This window comes from Nocardia rosealba (genome assembly GCF_020216065.1).
GTDB lineage: Bacteria > Actinomycetota > Actinomycetes > Mycobacteriales > Mycobacteriaceae > Nocardia > Nocardia rosealba.
On record NZ_JAIWNA010000003.1, the window covers coordinates 197,880 to 214,004 of the forward strand.

A 16,125-nucleotide genomic window follows, 5' to 3' on the forward strand; every position below is an offset into this window, starting at 1 on the left:
CCGAGCAGTCCGGTTCTCAGGAGCGAATCGCCTGACGGAGGGCGGCTAGCTCCTCGGCGCGCGGATTGTCGACCGTGGACGACGCGGGGTGGTCGAAGATGCGGACGTTCTTCTCTGCCGGAGTGAACGCCGACCAGCCCGTGCTGCCATGTGTGGCGAAAGAGACCCAGGCTGCGTGGATTTCGTCGGCCAGCGGCTGCGGCGGGGTCGGCCCGGTGAGGGTGTGGGCGTTGTCCACGGCGTCGAAGACGAACGGGACTTCCAGCACATGGCAGGCGCCGAGGCCGGGCAGTGCTGTGGGCCAAGCGAACTCGTAGACGTAGGTCGCCGCGGTGGCGGCATTGGTTTCGGCGAGGTCCATGGTGCCCGCGCGGAAACACCAGTCGGTGAGGATCGCGTTGAAGATCTCGGCCGGTGCGGCATCGGGGCGTTGCCGCGAATAGGTGTGTGCCACCGACGGATCGATGCCGTAGCGGGCCAGCACGAACGGCAAGCTGTCGGCATCGACGCCCGCGGTGATCCCGGTGGGCACCGTGAAGAAGCGGAATTCGTCGGCGGTGGTGCCCGCGACGAGCGGAACCCGGCGCTGCGGGTTGGCCGCGAGTACCTCGGTGGGGGTGCCCTCGACGACATCCCCGTCGACCACCGGGAACAGGCTCATGATGCCCAGGCCGCGCTCGACCACCGAGGTGCCCCACCGTTGGGGGTCGGGGTCGGTCATCAGCGCGAGCGCGACGGCGTTCTGCGCCGAGCACAAGTCGGCCGGACCGAGTGCACCGAAATCCGCCGCGGTGGGTGTGATTCCGAGGTGTCCGGCCAGCGCGGCCGAAACCAGGCGCGCGTCGTCGGCTTCGGCGGCGACGGATCCGTTGCCGCTCTGCACGATCGCCCGGCGGAACAGTCCCGCCGACTGCGGCGCCGCCATCAGCGCGGCCACACTCATACCGCCCGCGGACTCCCCGAAGATCGTCACATTGTCCGGGTCGCCACCGAAGGCGGCGATGTTGTCCCGCACCCAGCGCAGCGCGCAGAGCTGGTCGTGCAGGCCACGATTCGACGGCGCGCCGTCGAGCTCCGCGAATCCGGAGATCCCCAGGCGGTAGTTGATCGACACCATGACCACTCCGTCGCGCGCGAACGCGGTGCCGTCGTAGATCCGGCGGGCGTTGGACCCGCGCACGAACGCGCCGCCATGAATCCACACCAGCACCGGCAGGCCCGCACCGCCCATATCGGGTGTCCAGACATTGAGGTTGAGGTAGTCGTCGCCAGGGATGCCGTCGCTGCCGATCAGGGCGTGGATCGGCGCGGGATACGGCGACTGCGCGCACGTCGGGCCCATACTCGCCGCCTCGCGCACCCCCTCCCAGCGCTCCACCGGTTCGGGCAACCGGAACCGTCGCGGCCCCACCGGCGCCGCCGCGTACGGCACACCGAGGAACCGGGTGACGCCGCCTTCGGTCGTGCCCCGGATCGCGCCGCCGGTAATCGTGACGATCGGTTCCATCGGTCCTCCTCGCAGTCGAACCCGATTATGGACGCTTGTCCGGTTCGGCGGGGCGCTTATGGAACCAAGGGCCCGGCGAGGACGCGCAGCCCGGCGGCACGGTCGCCGTCCCAGCGCAGACCCTGGTCGTCGGGCGAAATGCGAGCCCACAGCGCGAGCAGCAGATCCGACGCCGTACCCGCCAGCTCGGCGACCGGTTCGCCCGGACCGTAGGTCCAGAAGCGATCGGTGTCGGTGGTACGAATGCGCAGCGCCACATCCGGTTCGGTGGCCAGGCCGCGGTGGACCATCCGGGGTGCGAACAGCTCGAAGACCTCATCGATGCCGTCCTCGGCGATCGCCCGCTCGAACGGCTCGGCCTTCCCGAGCGCGTGCTGACCGTCCCACCGGTGCATCAGCGTCTCGTGGGCGCGGCGACGGCGCCAGAAGCCGACCGTGCGAGGCATGGCACTGGTGAAGGTCCACGCTTCCTGTTCGGGATCGGCCGACAGAGTCGCGGCGAGGGCGTCGGCGGACTCGTCGTACCACTTGCGCAGGGCCGCAGGATTTTTCGGCGCCGGCCGGCCGTCGTCGTCGCCACGAAGCTCGGTGACGGCGGTGACCACCCACTGATTACCCCGACCCATGTGATCGACCAGATCGTAGAAGGTCCAGTCGCCGCAGGTCGTAACGGGTGCACTGAGATCGACGTCGTCGGTGATCAGCTCGCCGAACGTGGTGAGTTCGGTACGCAGCAGAGCCAGGTAGTTCATGGATTTACGGTAGATGGCGATGGCGCGAGTCTCGGGGTGAACCCTGATCTCTACCCGGATATCCGCGCTGACCTGGTGATTTACGCCCCCGGCGGTGGCAGCATCGAAGGTGTCGATCGCGGCTGTGCGGTCGCGGACACCGAGGAGTCACATCATGGTTTTCAAGGTCATCGGCATCGTCGTCGTAGCGGTCATCGCGTTCTGGATCATCGGGGCGATCCTCGAGGCGGTGCTGCCGATTCTGGTGCTCGCCGCGATCGGCACCGGGCTGTACCTGCTGTACAAGGCGGTGACGGGGTCGGGCGACAAGACGCCGGTCAGCAAGATCTAGCCCTAGCATGGGCGGGGTGGAACAGCTACCCGAGGATTGGCAGCGCGGACTCGTGATCGTCGCGCATCCGGACGACATCGAATACGGTGCGGCGGCGGCGGTCGCGCGATGGACGAAGCAGGGCAAGGACATTCGCTATCTGCTGGTCACCCGAGGCGAGGCCGGGATCGCGGGTGTGCCGCCCGCGCAGGCGGCGCCGTTGCGGGAGTCCGAGGAGATCGCGGGCGCCCGCGAAGTGGGCGTGCACACCGTGGAATTCCTCGACTACCCCGACGGGCGCATCGAGGAGGGGTTGCCGCTGCGCCGCGACCTGGCCGCCGCGATCCGCAGGCACCGCCCCGAGATGGTCGTGCTGTTCAATTTCGGCGACACCTGGGCGCCCGGCTTCGTGAACAGTGCCGATCACCGGGCCGTCGGACGCTCGGCGATGGACGCGATCTCCGACGCGGGCAATGAATGGATCTTCCCCGAGATCGCCGATCTGGCACCGTGGTCCGCGCGCTGGGCCGCCGTGGTCGGCCCGGTCGCCACCCACGCGGTGGACGTGAGTGATCAGCTGGACAAGGCACGGGCCAGCCTGGCCGCGCATCGGCGCTATCTGCAGGTGCTGAACCCGGCCCCGGTGGAAGAACAGGTCGACGAGATCGTGGCGATGGCCACGGGTCCCAAGGACGGCTTTCCCGCCGCGCACGCAGTCGGTTTCGAGCTGTTCACCTTCGCAGGCTGAGCGCACGCCGGACTCGGTGACGCCACCCGATTGTCTTGGGCGCGTGGGCGGGTCGGCCCGGCATCGGCCGATGTGGGCTGTGTCGACGGGGTCACGACCGTGCGTCCTGCGGATATGGCATGGTGAGGCGCATGCGAGTAGCTGTGGTAGCCGGGCCCGACCCAGGGCATGCGTTTCCCGCGATCGCGTTGTGTCTGCGGTTGCTGGACGCCGGAGACGAGCCGGTGTTGTTCACCGGTCCCCGGTGGCTCGACGCGGCGCGGGCCGCGGGCATCGGTGTGCGCAAACTCAAAGGGCTCGCGCCGCGCCCGGCTGACGACGACACCGACGCGGGTGCCCGCATCCACGAACGCGCCGCCTATATCGCCACCGAGAACCTGCCCGAACTCGGTGCCATGCTGCCCGACCTGGTCGTCTCCGATGTGCTCACCGCCGGCGGCGGTCTCGCGGCCGAACGCCTCGGCGTGCCATGGGTGGAGCTGTCACCGCACCCGCTGTACCTTCCGTCGAAAGGTCTGCCGCCGATCGGGAGTGGCCTGGCACCGGGCGAGGGAGTGCGCGGCCGATTGCGCGACACCGTACTGCGCACCATGACCGACCGCGCGGTGCGGGCCGGTGAGCGGCAGCGTTCGGCGGCGCGGGTGAAAATCGGGCTGCCCGCCGAGGACCCGGGCCCCGCCGCCCGCCTCATCGCCACGCTGCCCGCCCTCGAGCTCCCACGACCCGATTGGCCCGCCGACACCTACGTCGTCGGCCCGCTGCTCTGGGAACCCACCGATGCCGTGCTCGAACTGCCACCCGGCGACGAACCACTGGTGATGGTCGCCCCGTCCACCGCCCACACCGGGGTGGCGGGCATGGCCGAGACGGTGCTCGACGGCCTGTCCGGACTCGGTGTGCGCGCAGCGGTTTCGATGCTCGACACCCCACCGGCAGACCTGCCCGCCTGGGCGACGGCAGGTCTGGGCCGCCAGGACGAACTGCTCACCCACGCCGCGGTGGTCGTCGGCGGGGGCGGGCACGGGTTGCTCGCGAAATCACTCTCCGCCGGGGTGCCGGTGGTGACCGTGCCCGGCGGCGGTGACCAGTGGGAGTTGGCCAATCGTGCGGTGCGCCAGGGCAGTTCGCTGCTGATCCGGCCGCTCACCCCGGACGCCGTCGCCGCGGCCGTGCGGCAGGTCCTCGACGACAAGGCGTTCGCCGCCGCCGCGCGCCGGGCCGCGGACGGCCTGGACGAGGTCGCCGACCCGGTCGAGATCTGTCATCGCATCGGGGCCACGGTCTGAGGAACCTGCCGGCCTCACAACGGCCGCGCCCTCGGTTGACCCGTGGCACTGGACCGGCGTCCTGACAGGTGCGCGACAGCGCGAGTATCTTGGGCAAGGTGCGGTTGACCGAATTCCAGGAGCTGATGCACACCGAGTTCGGCGTTGCGCGCGCCGACGCCATGCTGGCCGATCACGTCCTTCCGGCCTTCGGGATGACCGGTGCGGCCGCGATCGACGCGGGAGTCGACCCGCGCGAGGTGTGGCGGGCGCTGTGTGCCGACTTCGACGTCCCCAGAAACCGGTGGTGACCAGACTATGTCCGTGACAGCGCAGAACTCGTCGGCACGTCCTTACCGGTTCGACGAACGATTGCGGATGATCCCGGTCGACGCCGAATCCCTCGCCGCCCGTGTCGCCGCCGCCGACCCGCACGACTTCGGTGGATTGCGCAGGCTCGGCATCGCGCTGATGCTGCTCGGGCGCTATGACGAGGCGCTCGACCGCCTGGATCAGGCCCTCGAGCTGGCCGATACCGAGCGCCGTCGCATCACCGTGTGGATCAATCTGGCCGATGTGTACCGCTATCAGGGTGAACCCGGTCGCGCCGAGATCCTGTACCGCCGGGCGCTGGACGCCAGCCGCGCCCTCGACCCCGAACTGGTCTCCTTCGCGGCCCATCACCTGGGCAAATCGCTGGCCGAACAGCACCGGCCCGACGAAGCGCGCGAGCTGCTCAACGAGGCGATGCGGTTGCGGGTGGCCGACGGTGACTCCGAGCTGATCGAGTCCACCAGGGCTGCGCTCGACCACCTCGACGAGCTGGCTCTGCCCTTGCCGCCCGAGGTGATCGCCTTGGTCGGACCGCTGGCCGATTGGTCCGACGAGCACGAGGGCCGCGGCGGCAATGTGCTGCGGGCGGGGGAGTACTGGATCAAACGCGGCCCGCGCGCCGTCGCCGAACACGAGCGCCTGATCTGGTTGCGCGACAAGGGCATCGCCGTTCCCGAGGTGGCGGCGTTCGCCGAGGACGTGCTGGTTCTCGCGGATGTCGGCGGTGGTTCGGTGTCGTCGCAGGCACCCGACCCGGTCGCCGCCGGGACGCTGCTCGGTTCGCGGCTGCGTGCCCTGCACGACCTGCCGGTAGCGGACTGCCCGTTCGACGCCGGGCTCGACGTCACCCTCGCGCGGGCGCACCGCAATGTCGTCGAGGGGTTCGTCGACGCCGACGATTTCGACCCCGATCACCGCGATCGGACACCGGCCGAGCTGCTCGCGGAACTGGTCCGCCGTCGTCCGGCGGACGAGGACCTCGTCGTCGCGCACGGCGATTTCACCCCGGGCAATGTGCTGGCCGGTGGTGTGCTGATCGACGTCGCCGAGCTCGGCCGCGCCGACCGCTACCGCGACCTCGCCCTGGCCGAACGCGACCTCGGCGAGGATTTCGGTGCCGACGCGGTGACGGCGTTCCGCGCGGCCTACGGCCTGACCGAACCCGAGGCGGACAAACTCGACTACTACCGCCTGCTCGACGAATTGTTCTGAACGCTCACCCGCTCTTGGCGTAGTGGCGGGCGGCCTTGGCGCGGTTGCCGCAGGTCGCCATGGAGTGCCAGCGGCGGGTGCCGTTCTTGGACGTGTCGTAGAAGAAGAGCACGCAGTCGGGGTGGGCGCACTGGCGGATCCGTTGCGGCGCTTCGCCGATCAGTCGCAGCAGGTTGTCGGCGGCGAGCCAGCCGGGTAGCCAGGCGGGGTCGGCCACTTCGGGGATGTCGCGTGGGCCGTCGTCGGTGAGTTCGCGGCGAATGCGGCCCTGGTCGAGAACCCGGTTGAGGGCGGTGTGGTCGGCGCGCGTGACCGCGTCGTGTACGGCGTCGCGCGCGGTGTGCAGCGCGGTGAGGGTGTGCTCGTCGGCGGGTACCCGGTCGGTCAGGTCGAGCAGGGCCAGCCAGGTGCGCAATCCGTCGAGATCGGCCAGCAGATCGCCGGGTTCGGCGCCTGCCCATCGGGTGTTGAGCAGGTCCAGAGCAGGTGGTTCGCCGGTGTGCGGACGGGGATCGCGCATGTCTGAGGCTATCAACTCGCGCTCCTAACCATCAAAAAATATTTCAAGGGTTGACGGCGGTGCTCTGTCGTCCTATGTTCTAACCATCAAAACAATCATAGATAGTTACGCATTCCTGGAGGACTCATGACCGCCGTCACCGCTCCCGCGCTCACCACCGGCCACATCGGGCTCAATGTCACCGACCTCGACCGCTCCGCGGAGTTCTATCGCCGTGGTCTCGGCTTCGAGGAACTCGGCAGCGGCGCCGACGGTGCACGCCGCTGGGCCTTCCTCGGTATCGACGGCGTGCTGATGCTCACGCTGTGGCAGCAGAGCACCGGCGAATTCGCCACCGGCGCACCGGGACTGCATCACCTCGCCTTCCAGGTCGCCGACCTCGACTCGGTGCGCGCCGTCGAGTCGGCGCTGCGGGAGCTCGCCACGGAGTTCTTCCATGAAGGGGTGGTAGCTCATGGTGAGGGCGCGTCCTCGGGCGGGATCTTCTTCGCCGACCCCGACGGCATCCGGCTCGAGGTGTACGCCCCGGCCGGCGCCGAAGCCGCACCCGCCCCCGCGGGTAGCGCGCCGACCTGCGGCTTCTTCTGAGGAGTCGTCATGTTCCATCCGGGTGAGCTGGCCGTGCAGCAACGCCTCGGCCAGGCCGGGATCGCCGATCGTGTCGGGCGTTCGATCCGCACCGGAATCCCGGCCGTGGCCGCGGACTTCCTCGCCGAGCAGCCGATGGTCGTCCTCGCGGCGGCCGACGCGGCGGGGCGACTGTGGGCGAGTCCGCTCACCGGACCCGCCGGATTCGTCCACGCGATCGACGACACCACCATCGACATCGCCGCGCTACCCGGTGACGACGACCCCCTGTCCGGCGCGCTGACCGGCGCTATCGCGGTCGGGATGATCGCCGTGCAGGCGCAGCGGCGGCGCCGGATGCGCGTGAACGGGACCGCGACGCCACTACCCGGTGGCGTACGGATCACCACCGAACAGGTGTACGCGAACTGCCCGAAATACATCTCCCGCCGAGAGATCCGCGCTGTGTCGGCCGGGCAAGCCGGTCCGGCGCGGCACGGCACGGAACTCACCGCGGAGCAGGGGGCGATGATCGCCGCCGCCGACACCTTCTTCGTCGCCACCGCCGACGCCGACGGGCACGCCGATGCCTCCCACCGCGGCGGCAACCCCGGCTTCCTCGAGCTGCTGTCGCCGACCCGGCTGCGCTGGCCGGACTATCGCGGCAACTCGATGTTCATGACCCTCGGCAACCTCGCCGTCCACCCGCGGTGCGGTTTACTGATCGCCGACTGGTCGACCGGTGCGCTGCTGCAACTCACCGGCCGGGCCGAAATCATCTGGGACACCGCCGATCTCACCACCGGTGCACAATGCGCCGTCGACTACACCGTCGAGCAAGTGATCGAACGCCCCGGCGCGCTACCGCTGCGCTTCGGCGCACCCGAACTGTCACCGCACAACCCATGAAAGGCGACACTGTGCGACCACCGCTGCCTCCCTTCGACCTCGATTCCGCCCGTGCCAAGGTGCGCGCTGCCGAAAACGCCTGGAACACCCGCGATCCCGAGCGGGTCGCCGCCGCCTACACCGAGGATTCGGTGTGGCGCAACCGCGACGAGTTCTTCACCGGCCACGCCGCGATCGTCGAGTTCCTCACCCGCAAATGGGCCACCGAGAACGGCTACGCACTGCGCAAGGATCTGTGGGCCTTCCACGACAACCGCATCGCCGTGCGCTTCCAGTACGAATGGCACGACGACACCGGACAGTGGTGGCGCAGCTACGGCAACGAACAGTGGGAGTTCGCGCCCGACGGGCGGATGGCCCGGCGCGAGGCGAGCATCAACGATGTGCGCATCGAACAGTCGCAACGGCGGATCCTCGGGCCGCGTGCCGAGGGCGACGAATCGGTGCTGCCGCAGCACTGACGACGGTCGTGGCGTGTTTGCGGGCGCGTCGCTTGACTCGAAAGAGTGTTCGACTAATCTTGGCGACAGAACTTGTCGGTGCCGCCCTCTACTGTGGGCGCCAACCAGAGAGACACTCACCTCGAGAAGGGGACCACATCATGGCACCGCAGGCCTACGATCGCGACAAAGCGCTGGAACTGGCGCTGGCTCAGGTGGAGAAGAGCTTCGGCAAGGGCGCGGTCATGCGCCTGGGCGAAGAGGCCCGCCAGCCCATCTCCGTCATCCCGACCGGTTCCATCGCCCTCGACGTCGCGCTCGGGATCGGCGGGTTGCCGCGCGGTCGCGTCGTCGAGATCTACGGCCCGGAATCCTCGGGTAAGACCACCGTCGCGCTGCACGCGGTGGCCAATGCCCAGGCCGCGGGCGGTGTCGCCGCCTTCATCGACGCCGAGCACGCGCTCGATCCCGACTACGCCCGCAAGCTGGGCGTCGACACCGACGCACTGCTCGTCTCCCAGCCCGACACCGGTGAGCAGGCCCTCGAGATCGCCGACATGCTCGTGCGCTCGGGTGCCATCGACATCATCGTCATCGACTCGGTCGCGGCCCTGGTGCCGCGCGCCGAGATCGAGGGCGAGATGGGCGACAGCCACGTCGGCCTGCAGGCCCGCCTGATGAGCCAGGCGCTGCGCAAGATGACCGGCGCGCTGAGCACGTCGGGCACCACCGCCATCTTCATCAACCAGCTGCGCGAGAAGATCGGTGTGATGTTCGGCTCGCCCGAGACCACCACCGGTGGTAAGGCGCTCAAGTTCTACGCCTCGGTGCGCCTGGACGTGCGCCGTATCGAAACCCTCAAGGACGGCAGCGACGCGGTCGGTAACCGCACCCGCGTGAAGGTCGTCAAGAACAAGGTGAGCCCGCCGTTCAAGCAGGCCGAGTTCGACATCCTCTACGGGCACGGCATCTCCAAGGAGGGCTCGCTCATCGACATGGGTGTCGAGCACGGCTTCATCCGCAAGTCCGGCTCCTGGTACACCTACGAGGGCGACCAGCTGGGTCAGGGCAAGGAGAACGCCCGCAAGTTCCTGCTGGAGAACACCGATGTGCGCGACGAGATCGAGAAGAAGATCAAGGAAAAGCTCGGCATCGGCGCGGATCTGACCGCCGAGGCCGACGCACCCGCCGACTTCTGAGCCGATGCGCACGCCGAACCCCGGCCGCGCACGCCGCGACCCGGCCGATCCGGTCGAGGACATGCGACGTCAGCTGGCTCGCCTCGGTATCGAGGTGCAACCGCAGTCGCTGACGTCGGAGGTGACGCGCGAACCGGGGTCGGCAACCGAACTCGCCCCGGCGGCTCGTGCCGAACGAGCCGCCTCGGGCGCGAAGGGAATTCGGTCGGGTGCGGGCGATCCGCAGCGCGCGCACCCGACCGGATTCACCGATGAACACAATCGGACCGATTCCGCCCCGCGAACCGGTGTTGATCATGAAGAGTGGGGGAGCGGGGCGGCGACGCCCCGCCGCGCCCGGCGTTCTCGCCGATCCACGCGGCGCGACACAGACTCCCTGTCGACCGTCGTCGGTGGTGACGACGGGCGGCAGGTGGATCCGGTGGCGGCCGGATCCCCACCGGGAGAGCCCGAGCGGCGAGCCGGCACACGCCGGCTCGCCCCGGGTGACCGGCCCGGAGCCACCGTGGAACAAGCCAAGGACGCCTGCCTGCGGTTGCTGGCCGTGCGGGCTCGCAGCCGCGCCGAACTGGAGAAACGGCTCGGCGAGAAGGGTTTCCGGCTCGAGGTCACCGCAGCGGCCATCGACCGGCTCACCGAAGTCGGTCTCATCGACGACAGCTCCTTTGCCGAACAGTGGGTACACGCCCGCCACACCTACTCCGGCAAGGGGAAGAAAGCCCTGCAGCGTGAACTGCGCGACAAGGGAGTAGCCCCCATCGACGCCGAACAGGCTTTGTCGATGGTCTCCGACGACGCCGAACGTGACCGCGCCACCGATCTGGTCCGCCGCAAACTGCGTACCCTGCCCCGAGAACTCGACCGTGACAAGGCGGTTCGTCGCCTGGTCGGCATGCTGGCCCGTCGGGGCTACGACCAGTCCACCGCCTTCGCTGTCGTCACCACGGAACTCGATGCCGCAGGTTTCGCCCGAACCTCGGCCACCGGCCCCGATTACAGCGCGAACCACGACGGCGCCGAGCAGCCCGGCACCGACGACGGCCACGCTCGGCAGGCCCGGGCCGGCATCGCTCGAGGGCCCTCCCGTGACACCGCGGCACCCGCACGCCGCACCCGTCCGGAGCCGGGCGACGACGAGGCCGCCGCCGAACTGGTCCGCCGCAAACTCCGCACCACACCACCGGACCTCGACCGAACCAAACTCACCCGCCGCCTGGTGGATATGCTCGCCCGCCGCGGCTACAACCCCTCCACCGCCTACGCCGTGGTGAAAGCGGAACTGGCCGAAGCTGGTCGATGACTCGCGCGACTGGTCGACCGCGCGATGTGTTGGCCTGCTGCGGGCTACATCCCTCCCACCGCCTACGCCGTGGTGAATGCGGAACTGGCCGAAGCGGGTCGGAAGCTCGGTCTGCGTGACCGCGTGCCCATGTGGGGCACGGCGGCTACGAACTGCCCGAAGCGGGCGCGGCTCCGCCATGGGATGTGGATCCGGCCGCCCGGGTCGGGGATCGGTGGGGGCGCCGGAACGGCCACGAGTGTCGGGGTGGGGCGTTAGCATGAGGCGGAAGTGAAACGTGGGTCCGCGCAGGTGGATTCGGGTGCTTGGTCGGCTGTGGGTGTGTGACGGGTTGTTTCGCCCGGGTTGTGGGTGGGCATCTTGGGGCAGGGCCCGTTGGGCCGCCGGACGATGGGGAGGTGGGGATCCTGGACGCACTGTGGTCGTTCGTGGTGAACCGGCGTGAGCAGTTGCTGGTCGATTCGTACCTGCATGTGTCGGCGGTGGTGCAGTCTCTGCTGCTCGCGACGGTGATCGCTGTGCTCGTGGGGATCCTGGTCTACCGGAGTCCGCTCGGATCGGCGGCGGCGACCGCGACGGCGGGCGCGATCCTCACCGTGCCGTCGTTCGCTTTGCTCGGGCTGCTGATCCCGTTCCTCGGACTCGGTGTGGCACCGACCATCGTCGCGCTGGTCCTCTACGCGCTGCTACCGATTCTGCGCAACACCGTGCTCGGGTTGTCCACCGTCGACCCGGCCGCCGTCGATGCCGCGCGTGGCGTCGGGATGGGCCGGTGGCAGTTGCTCACCAGGATCGAACTGCCGCTGGCGTGGCCGTCGATCCTCACCGGGATGCGAGTGAGCGCCCAGATGATCATGGGCATCCTCGCGCTCGCGGCCTACGCGAAAGGCCCGGGGCTCGGCAACCTGATCTTCTCCGGGCTCGCGCGCCTCGGCAGTCCCAACGCGGTGCCGCAGGCGCTCACCGGCACCATCCTCATCGTCGTGCTCGCACTCGCGCTCGACGGCGTCCTGGTTCTGCTCGGACGGTTCACCATCTCGAGGGGTATTCGTGACTGACACCAGCACCGCCGAAACCGGCGCCGCCACCGCCGTTTCCGGGGTGGAAATCGTCCTGGACCGGGTGACCAAACGGTATCCGGAGCAGCCGGACCCCGCGGTCGAAGAGGTGAGCATGACGATCCCCGCCGGGGAGATCGTCGTACTCGTCGGCCCATCCGGCTGTGGCAAGACCACAACCATGCGGATGATCAACCGCCTCATCGAACCGACCTCGGGCACCATCACCATCGGTGGCCGCGACGCGCTCGCCATCGACGCCGACGAATTGCGCCGTGGCATCGGCTATTCCATCCAGCAGGCCGGGCTCTTCCCACACATGACGGTCGCCAAGAACATCGCAACGGTGCCGGGACTGCTCGGCTGGGACCGGCGCCGCGCCGCCGCCCGCACCGACGAAATGCTCGACCTCGTGGGCCTCGATCCCGACACCTATCGCCACCGCTACCCGCGCCAGCTCTCCGGCGGCCAGCAGCAGCGCGTCGGAGTCGCACGGGCGTTGGCGGCCGACCCACCGGTACTGCTGATGGACGAACCGTTCGGCGCCGTCGACCCCATCACCCGCGCCCTGCTGCAGGACGAATTGCTGCGCCTGCAGGGCGAACTCGGCAAGACCATCGTTTTCGTCACCCACGATTTCGGTGAGGCGGTGAAACTGGGCGACCGCATCGCGGTGCTCGGCGACCGCTCCCGCATCCTGCAGTACGACACCCCCGCCGCGATCCTGGCCGCCCCCGCCGACGACACCGTCGCCGGCTTCGTCGGCGCCACCGCGACCATCGACCGCCTCGGCCTCGCGGTCCTCGCCGACCTCGACCTCGACCAGAGCGTCGCCGTCACCGAGGACACCGACCCCACGGCACTGACCACCGCACTGCACGAGGCGGACCGTCCCTGGGGGATCGTCCTGGACTCCCGACGGCGACCACTTCGCCGGGTCTCCAGAGACGAACTCGCACAAGCGGACTCCCTGACCGCCGCAGGAACCCCGATCGGTGCCACCCTCCCCGCCGATGCCACCCTCCAGGACGCCCTCGCCGCCCTCCTCACCGAACGCACTGCCTCGGCGATCGTGCTCGACGCGAGCGGCGGTTACGCCGGTGTCGTCACCGTAGACACCCTCATCGACCATCTGGCCACGTCCGCGAAGGCGTCGTCATGATGCCCGACCAGCAGAATTACTCACCCGACCACCGATCGACTCGAACTTTCGTCGCGGAGCGGGTGGGCTCATGGTGACCGCTACTCCCTCGACTCGTCCGGTCGTCGACCTCCCCGCCGCCGCGTCCGCACCGGCGACCCAGCGGCGTGCCGAACTCCTGCGGTTGCTCGCCCAACCGGTGATCGTGCTGGTCCTCACCGTCGGTGTGCTGGTGTGGGCCTTCCGTCGTGAACTCACGACTGTTCAGCAGGCCAGTATCAGTGCGGGCAATATCGCCGAGGTCACCTGGCAGCACGTGCTCATCACGGCGGCCGTGGTCGCGATCGTCGTCGTGATCGCGGTGCCGCTCGGCACGCTGCTCACCCGGCGCCGGTTCCGCCGTCTCGCACCGTTTTTCGTCGGGATCGCCAATATCGGGGCGGCGGCGCCCGCGATCGGTTTGATCGTGCTGTGCTACCTGCTCACCCGGACCACCGGGTTCTGGGTGGGTGTAGCGCCGATCGCGTTCTGTTCGCTGCTGCCGGTGTTGCGCAACACGATCCTCGGCTATCAGCAGGTGGACCCGGCTGTCATCGACGCCGGTCGCGGCCAGGGCATGTCGGCCGTACAAGTGTTGCGGCGCATCGAGTTCCCGCTCGCCATTCCGTACATCCTCGCCGGGTTGCGCACGTCGCTGGTGCTCGCCGTCGGTACCGCGACGCTGTCGTTCATGGTGAGCGCGGGCGGTCTCGGCATCCTCATCGACACCGGCTACAAACTGCGCGACACCGTCACTTTGACGGTCGGTGCGGTGCTCGCGGTGGCACTGGCCCTGTTCGTCGACTGGCTCGGCGCGCTGGCCGAACAGTTTCTCGGGCCGAGGGGGCTGCGGTGAGAAAGAGCAGATGGTTGCGTGGGCTGATCCCGGTCCTCGCGGTGGTGCTCGCCGGATGCGGTCTGCAATCGGGCGGTTCGGTGCCGCTGCCGGTGGGTCCGGGCAGTATCACCCCGGTCCCGGAACTCGACGGTGTCGCGGTGACGGTGGGGTCCAAGGACTTCACCGAGGCCAACATCCTCGGCTACCTCATCGAATTCGCCCTCACCGCCGCGGGCGCGAACGTGCGTGACCTGACCAATATCCAGGGCTCCAACAGCCTGCGCGACGCGCAACTCAACGGCCAGATCGATATCGCCTACGACTACACCGGCACCGGCTGGATCAACTACCTCGGCAACGAGACCCCCGAACCCGACGAACGCAAACAGTTCGACCTCGTCCGCGACGCCGACCGCGCACAGCACGACATGGTGTGGGCGGCCATGGCACCGATGAACAACACCTACGCCCTGGTCACCAGCAGGCGCACCGCCGAGGAGACCGGGGTCCGCACCCTGTCGGACTACGCGAAACTGCTCGCCGCCGACCCGGCCGCGGCAGCCACCTGCGTGGGCACCGAGTTCAATGTCCGCCCCGACGGCTACCCGGGCCTGGCGCAGAAATACGGCATCGACGCGGGCAGAGCGCAGAAACAGATCGTGCAGGACGCCTTGGTCTACCAGGCCACCGCCGACGCGAAACAGTGCCGCTTCGGCTCCGTCGCCGCCACCGACGGTCGCATCCCCGCTCTCGACCTGGTGCTGCTCGAAGACGACAAGGGCTTCTTCCCCAAGTACAACGCGGCCCTGGTGATGTACGGCCCGTTCGCCGACGCCAACCCCCGCGTGGTCGACATCATGGCGCCGATCTCGGCCCGGCTCACCAACGAGGTCATCACCGAACTCAACCGCCAGGTCGACATCGACGGTCGCGAACCCGCCGACGTCGCCCGCGACTGGATGATCGCCGAAGGCCTCGTCACCGCCGCCTGACTTGCCCCGGCGCCCGGGCCGGACCACCTCCCCACGATGCCGACCGGCCGGGCCATGATGGACGGTGGCTACACACCGGCACACCGACATCGCTGGGAGGAACACGCATGACCATCGCATTCCGCAAGGTGACAGTTCTGGGAACCGGCGTCCTCGGTTCCCAGATCGCGTTCCAGACCGCTTTCCACGGCTTCGACGTGACGTCCTACGACATCGACGACAAGGCGATCACCGCCGCCCGCACCCGGTTCGACGAACTGGCGAAGACCTACCAGGCCGAAGTGGACGGAGCCGACACCGCCAAGACCGAGGCGACGGCCGCGGGCATCACGCTGACCACCGATCTGGCCGCCGCGGTCGCCGACGCCGACCTCGTCGTCGAGGCGGTGCCGGAGGTGCTGTCCATCAAACGCGACCTGTACACGAAACTGGGCACCCTCGCCCCGGAACGCACGGTCTTCGCGACGAACTCCTCGACCCTGTTGCCCAGCGACATGGCCGGTTTCACCGGGCGCGCCGACCGTTTCCTCGCCCTGCATTTCGCCAACCACGTGTGGAAGTTCAACACCGCCGAGGTGATGGGCACACCAGAGACCGACCCGGAGGTGTTCGCCTCGGTCGTGAAGTTCGCCTCCGACATCGGCATGGTGCCCATCGAAGTGCACAAGGAGAAGGCGGGTTACGTGCTCAACTCACTGCTCGTCCCGTTCCTCAACGCGGGCATGGGGCTGGTCGCGGGCGGTTACGCCGAACCGAAAGCCGTCGACGAGACGTGGCGCATCGGGACCGGCGCACCGATGGGCCCGATGCAGATTCTCGACGTCGTCGGGCTCACCACGCCCTACAACATCCTGGCCAACGGCGGTCCGGAGGAGCAGAAGCTCGCCGACTGGCTGAAGCAGAACTACATCGACAAGGGCAAACTCGGCCTGTCGACCGGTGAGGGCTTCTACCGCTACACCGATTGACGCGAACGGGGCCCGGTCCGGAATGGA

Annotated in this window: 17 protein-coding genes and 2 pseudogenes; 16 read left to right on the plus strand and 3 right to left on the minus strand. The window is 68.8% G+C overall.

What is annotated here, in order from left to right; translation table 11 throughout:
- Nucleotides 1-16: 16 nt before the first annotated feature.
- Both LDL21_RS14365 and LDL21_RS14370 read right to left on the minus strand, forming a co-directional pair.
- Nucleotides 17-1,507 (minus strand): carboxylesterase/lipase family protein, encoded by a 1,491-nt coding sequence (locus LDL21_RS14365; RefSeq protein ID WP_225280470.1) that lies wholly within the window; start codon nt 1,505-1,507, stop codon nt 17-19.
- Between the two features lie 56 nt (nt 1,508-1,563).
- The gene (locus LDL21_RS14370) at nt 1,564-2,259 is read right to left on the minus strand and encodes a maleylpyruvate isomerase family mycothiol-dependent enzyme (RefSeq protein WP_225280471.1); all 696 of its coding nucleotides are present in this window, start codon (nt 2,257-2,259) and stop codon (nt 1,564-1,566) included.
- Nucleotides 2,260-2,413: 154 nt separating this feature from the next.
- On the opposite strand from LDL21_RS14370, the gene LDL21_RS14375 reads away from it, so the two are divergent.
- The 5 genes from LDL21_RS14375 (at nt 2,414) to LDL21_RS14395 (ending at nt 6,127) form a co-directional block, all read left to right on the plus strand.
- Nucleotides 2,414-2,590 carry a hypothetical protein gene (locus LDL21_RS14375; protein ID WP_166655713.1) on the plus strand — a complete coding sequence of 59 codons (177 nt, stop codon included), beginning with the start codon at nt 2,414-2,416 and terminating at the stop codon, nt 2,588-2,590.
- Between the two features lie 16 nt (nt 2,591-2,606).
- Nucleotides 2,607-3,317, plus strand: coding sequence for a PIG-L deacetylase family protein (locus LDL21_RS14380; protein WP_225280472.1), 711 nt, complete (start codon nt 2,607-2,609; stop codon nt 3,315-3,317).
- Between the two features lie 131 nt (nt 3,318-3,448).
- Nucleotides 3,449-4,603 carry a glycosyltransferase gene (locus tag LDL21_RS14385; protein WP_181696937.1) on the plus strand — a complete coding sequence of 385 codons (1,155 nt, stop codon included), beginning with the start codon at nt 3,449-3,451 and terminating at the stop codon, nt 4,601-4,603.
- Nucleotides 4,604-4,701: 98 nt separating this feature from the next.
- Nucleotides 4,702-4,893, plus strand: a complete 192-nt coding sequence (locus tag LDL21_RS14390) for a DUF3046 domain-containing protein (protein WP_225280473.1) — start codon at nt 4,702-4,704, stop codon at nt 4,891-4,893.
- A gap of 7 nt (nt 4,894-4,900) precedes the next feature.
- Nucleotides 4,901-6,127 carry a tetratricopeptide repeat protein gene (locus LDL21_RS14395; protein WP_225280474.1) on the plus strand — a complete coding sequence of 409 codons (1,227 nt, stop codon included), beginning with the start codon at nt 4,901-4,903 and terminating at the stop codon, nt 6,125-6,127.
- 4 nt (nt 6,128-6,131) lie between these two features.
- Here LDL21_RS14395 and LDL21_RS14400 read toward each other — a convergent pair whose 3' ends face one another.
- Nucleotides 6,132-6,647, minus strand: coding sequence for a CGNR zinc finger domain-containing protein (locus tag LDL21_RS14400; protein ID WP_181696940.1), 516 nt, complete (start codon nt 6,645-6,647; stop codon nt 6,132-6,134).
- Nucleotides 6,648-6,773: 126 nt separating this feature from the next.
- Between LDL21_RS14400 and LDL21_RS14405 the strand changes: the two genes are divergently transcribed.
- From LDL21_RS14405 to LDL21_RS14455, 11 genes and pseudogenes are all read left to right on the plus strand, one after another.
- The gene (locus tag LDL21_RS14405) at nt 6,774-7,235 is read left to right on the plus strand and encodes a VOC family protein (RefSeq protein ID WP_225280475.1); all 462 of its coding nucleotides are present in this window, start codon (nt 6,774-6,776) and stop codon (nt 7,233-7,235) included.
- A gap of 9 nt (nt 7,236-7,244) precedes the next feature.
- Nucleotides 7,245-8,123: a pyridoxamine 5'-phosphate oxidase family protein gene (locus tag LDL21_RS14410; protein WP_225280476.1), complete on the plus strand. Its 879-nt coding sequence runs from the start codon at nt 7,245-7,247 to the stop codon at nt 8,121-8,123.
- On the plus strand, nt 8,120-8,584 hold the full coding sequence (locus LDL21_RS14415; protein WP_181696943.1) for a nuclear transport factor 2 family protein: 465 nt from the start codon (nt 8,120-8,122) through the stop codon (nt 8,582-8,584). The genes LDL21_RS14410 and LDL21_RS14415 overlap by 4 nt, the downstream gene beginning before the upstream one ends.
- A 140-nt stretch (nt 8,585-8,724) precedes the next feature.
- On the plus strand, nt 8,725-9,762 hold the full coding sequence (gene recA / locus LDL21_RS14420; RefSeq protein WP_181696944.1) for a recombinase RecA: 1,038 nt from the start codon (nt 8,725-8,727) through the stop codon (nt 9,760-9,762).
- Nucleotides 9,763-10,183: 421 nt separating this feature from the next.
- Nucleotides 10,184-10,726 (plus strand): annotated as a pseudogene (gene recX / locus LDL21_RS14425) (recombination regulator RecX); the annotation flags it as partial.
- Nucleotides 10,727-10,903: 177 nt separating this feature from the next.
- Nucleotides 10,904-11,062, plus strand: a pseudogene (locus LDL21_RS30185) (recombination regulator RecX); the annotation flags it as partial.
- A 407-nt stretch (nt 11,063-11,469) separates the two neighbouring features.
- Complete coding sequence (locus LDL21_RS14435) at nt 11,470-12,120, plus strand: ABC transporter permease (protein ID WP_067636695.1); 651 nt, start codon at nt 11,470-11,472, stop codon at nt 12,118-12,120.
- Nucleotides 12,113-13,282, plus strand: coding sequence for an ATP-binding cassette domain-containing protein (locus LDL21_RS14440; protein WP_225280477.1), 1,170 nt, complete (start codon nt 12,113-12,115; stop codon nt 13,280-13,282). Before LDL21_RS14435 ends, LDL21_RS14440 begins: the two co-directional genes overlap by 8 nt.
- A 70-nt stretch (nt 13,283-13,352) precedes the next feature.
- Nucleotides 13,353-14,156, plus strand: a complete 804-nt coding sequence (locus LDL21_RS14445) for an ABC transporter permease (protein WP_225280478.1) — start codon at nt 13,353-13,355, stop codon at nt 14,154-14,156.
- Nucleotides 14,153-15,130: a glycine betaine ABC transporter substrate-binding protein gene (locus LDL21_RS14450; RefSeq protein WP_225280479.1), complete on the plus strand. Its 978-nt coding sequence runs from the start codon at nt 14,153-14,155 to the stop codon at nt 15,128-15,130. Before LDL21_RS14445 ends, LDL21_RS14450 begins: the two co-directional genes overlap by 4 nt.
- A 107-nt stretch (nt 15,131-15,237) precedes the next feature.
- Entirely contained in the window at nt 15,238-16,098 is an 861-nt protein-coding gene (locus tag LDL21_RS14455; RefSeq protein ID WP_225280480.1) for a 3-hydroxyacyl-CoA dehydrogenase, read from the plus strand.
- The last annotated feature ends 27 nt before the right edge of the window (nt 16,099-16,125 follow it).

What these genes read in the sequence shown, in the direction of transcription:
- LDL21_RS14365 (WP_225280470.1), bottom strand. Translation starts at nt 1,507, where the DNA reads ATGGAACCGATCGTCACGATTACCGGCGGCGCGATCCGGGGCACGACC.
- LDL21_RS14370 (WP_225280471.1), bottom strand. Translation starts at nt 2,259, where the DNA reads ATGAACTACCTGGCTCTGCTGCGTACCGAACTCACCACGTTCGGCGAG.
- LDL21_RS14375 (WP_166655713.1), top strand. Translation starts at nt 2,414, where the DNA reads ATGGTTTTCAAGGTCATCGGCATCGTCGTCGTAGCGGTCATCGCGTTC.
- LDL21_RS14385 (WP_181696937.1), top strand. Translation starts at nt 3,449, where the DNA reads ATGCGAGTAGCTGTGGTAGCCGGGCCCGACCCAGGGCATGCGTTTCCC.
- LDL21_RS14395 (WP_225280474.1), top strand. Translation starts at nt 4,901, where the DNA reads ATGTCCGTGACAGCGCAGAACTCGTCGGCACGTCCTTACCGGTTCGAC.
- LDL21_RS14400 (WP_181696940.1), bottom strand. Translation starts at nt 6,647, where the DNA reads ATGCGCGATCCCCGTCCGCACACCGGCGAACCACCTGCTCTGGACCTG.
- LDL21_RS14405 (WP_225280475.1), top strand. Translation starts at nt 6,774, where the DNA reads ATGACCGCCGTCACCGCTCCCGCGCTCACCACCGGCCACATCGGGCTC.
- LDL21_RS14410 (WP_225280476.1), top strand. Translation starts at nt 7,245, where the DNA reads ATGTTCCATCCGGGTGAGCTGGCCGTGCAGCAACGCCTCGGCCAGGCC.
- LDL21_RS14415 (WP_181696943.1), top strand. Translation starts at nt 8,120, where the DNA reads ATGAAAGGCGACACTGTGCGACCACCGCTGCCTCCCTTCGACCTCGAT.
- recA (WP_181696944.1), top strand. Translation starts at nt 8,725, where the DNA reads ATGGCACCGCAGGCCTACGATCGCGACAAAGCGCTGGAACTGGCGCTG.
- LDL21_RS14445 (WP_225280478.1), top strand. Translation starts at nt 13,353, where the DNA reads ATGGTGACCGCTACTCCCTCGACTCGTCCGGTCGTCGACCTCCCCGCC.
- LDL21_RS14455 (WP_225280480.1), top strand. Translation starts at nt 15,238, where the DNA reads ATGACCATCGCATTCCGCAAGGTGACAGTTCTGGGAACCGGCGTCCTC.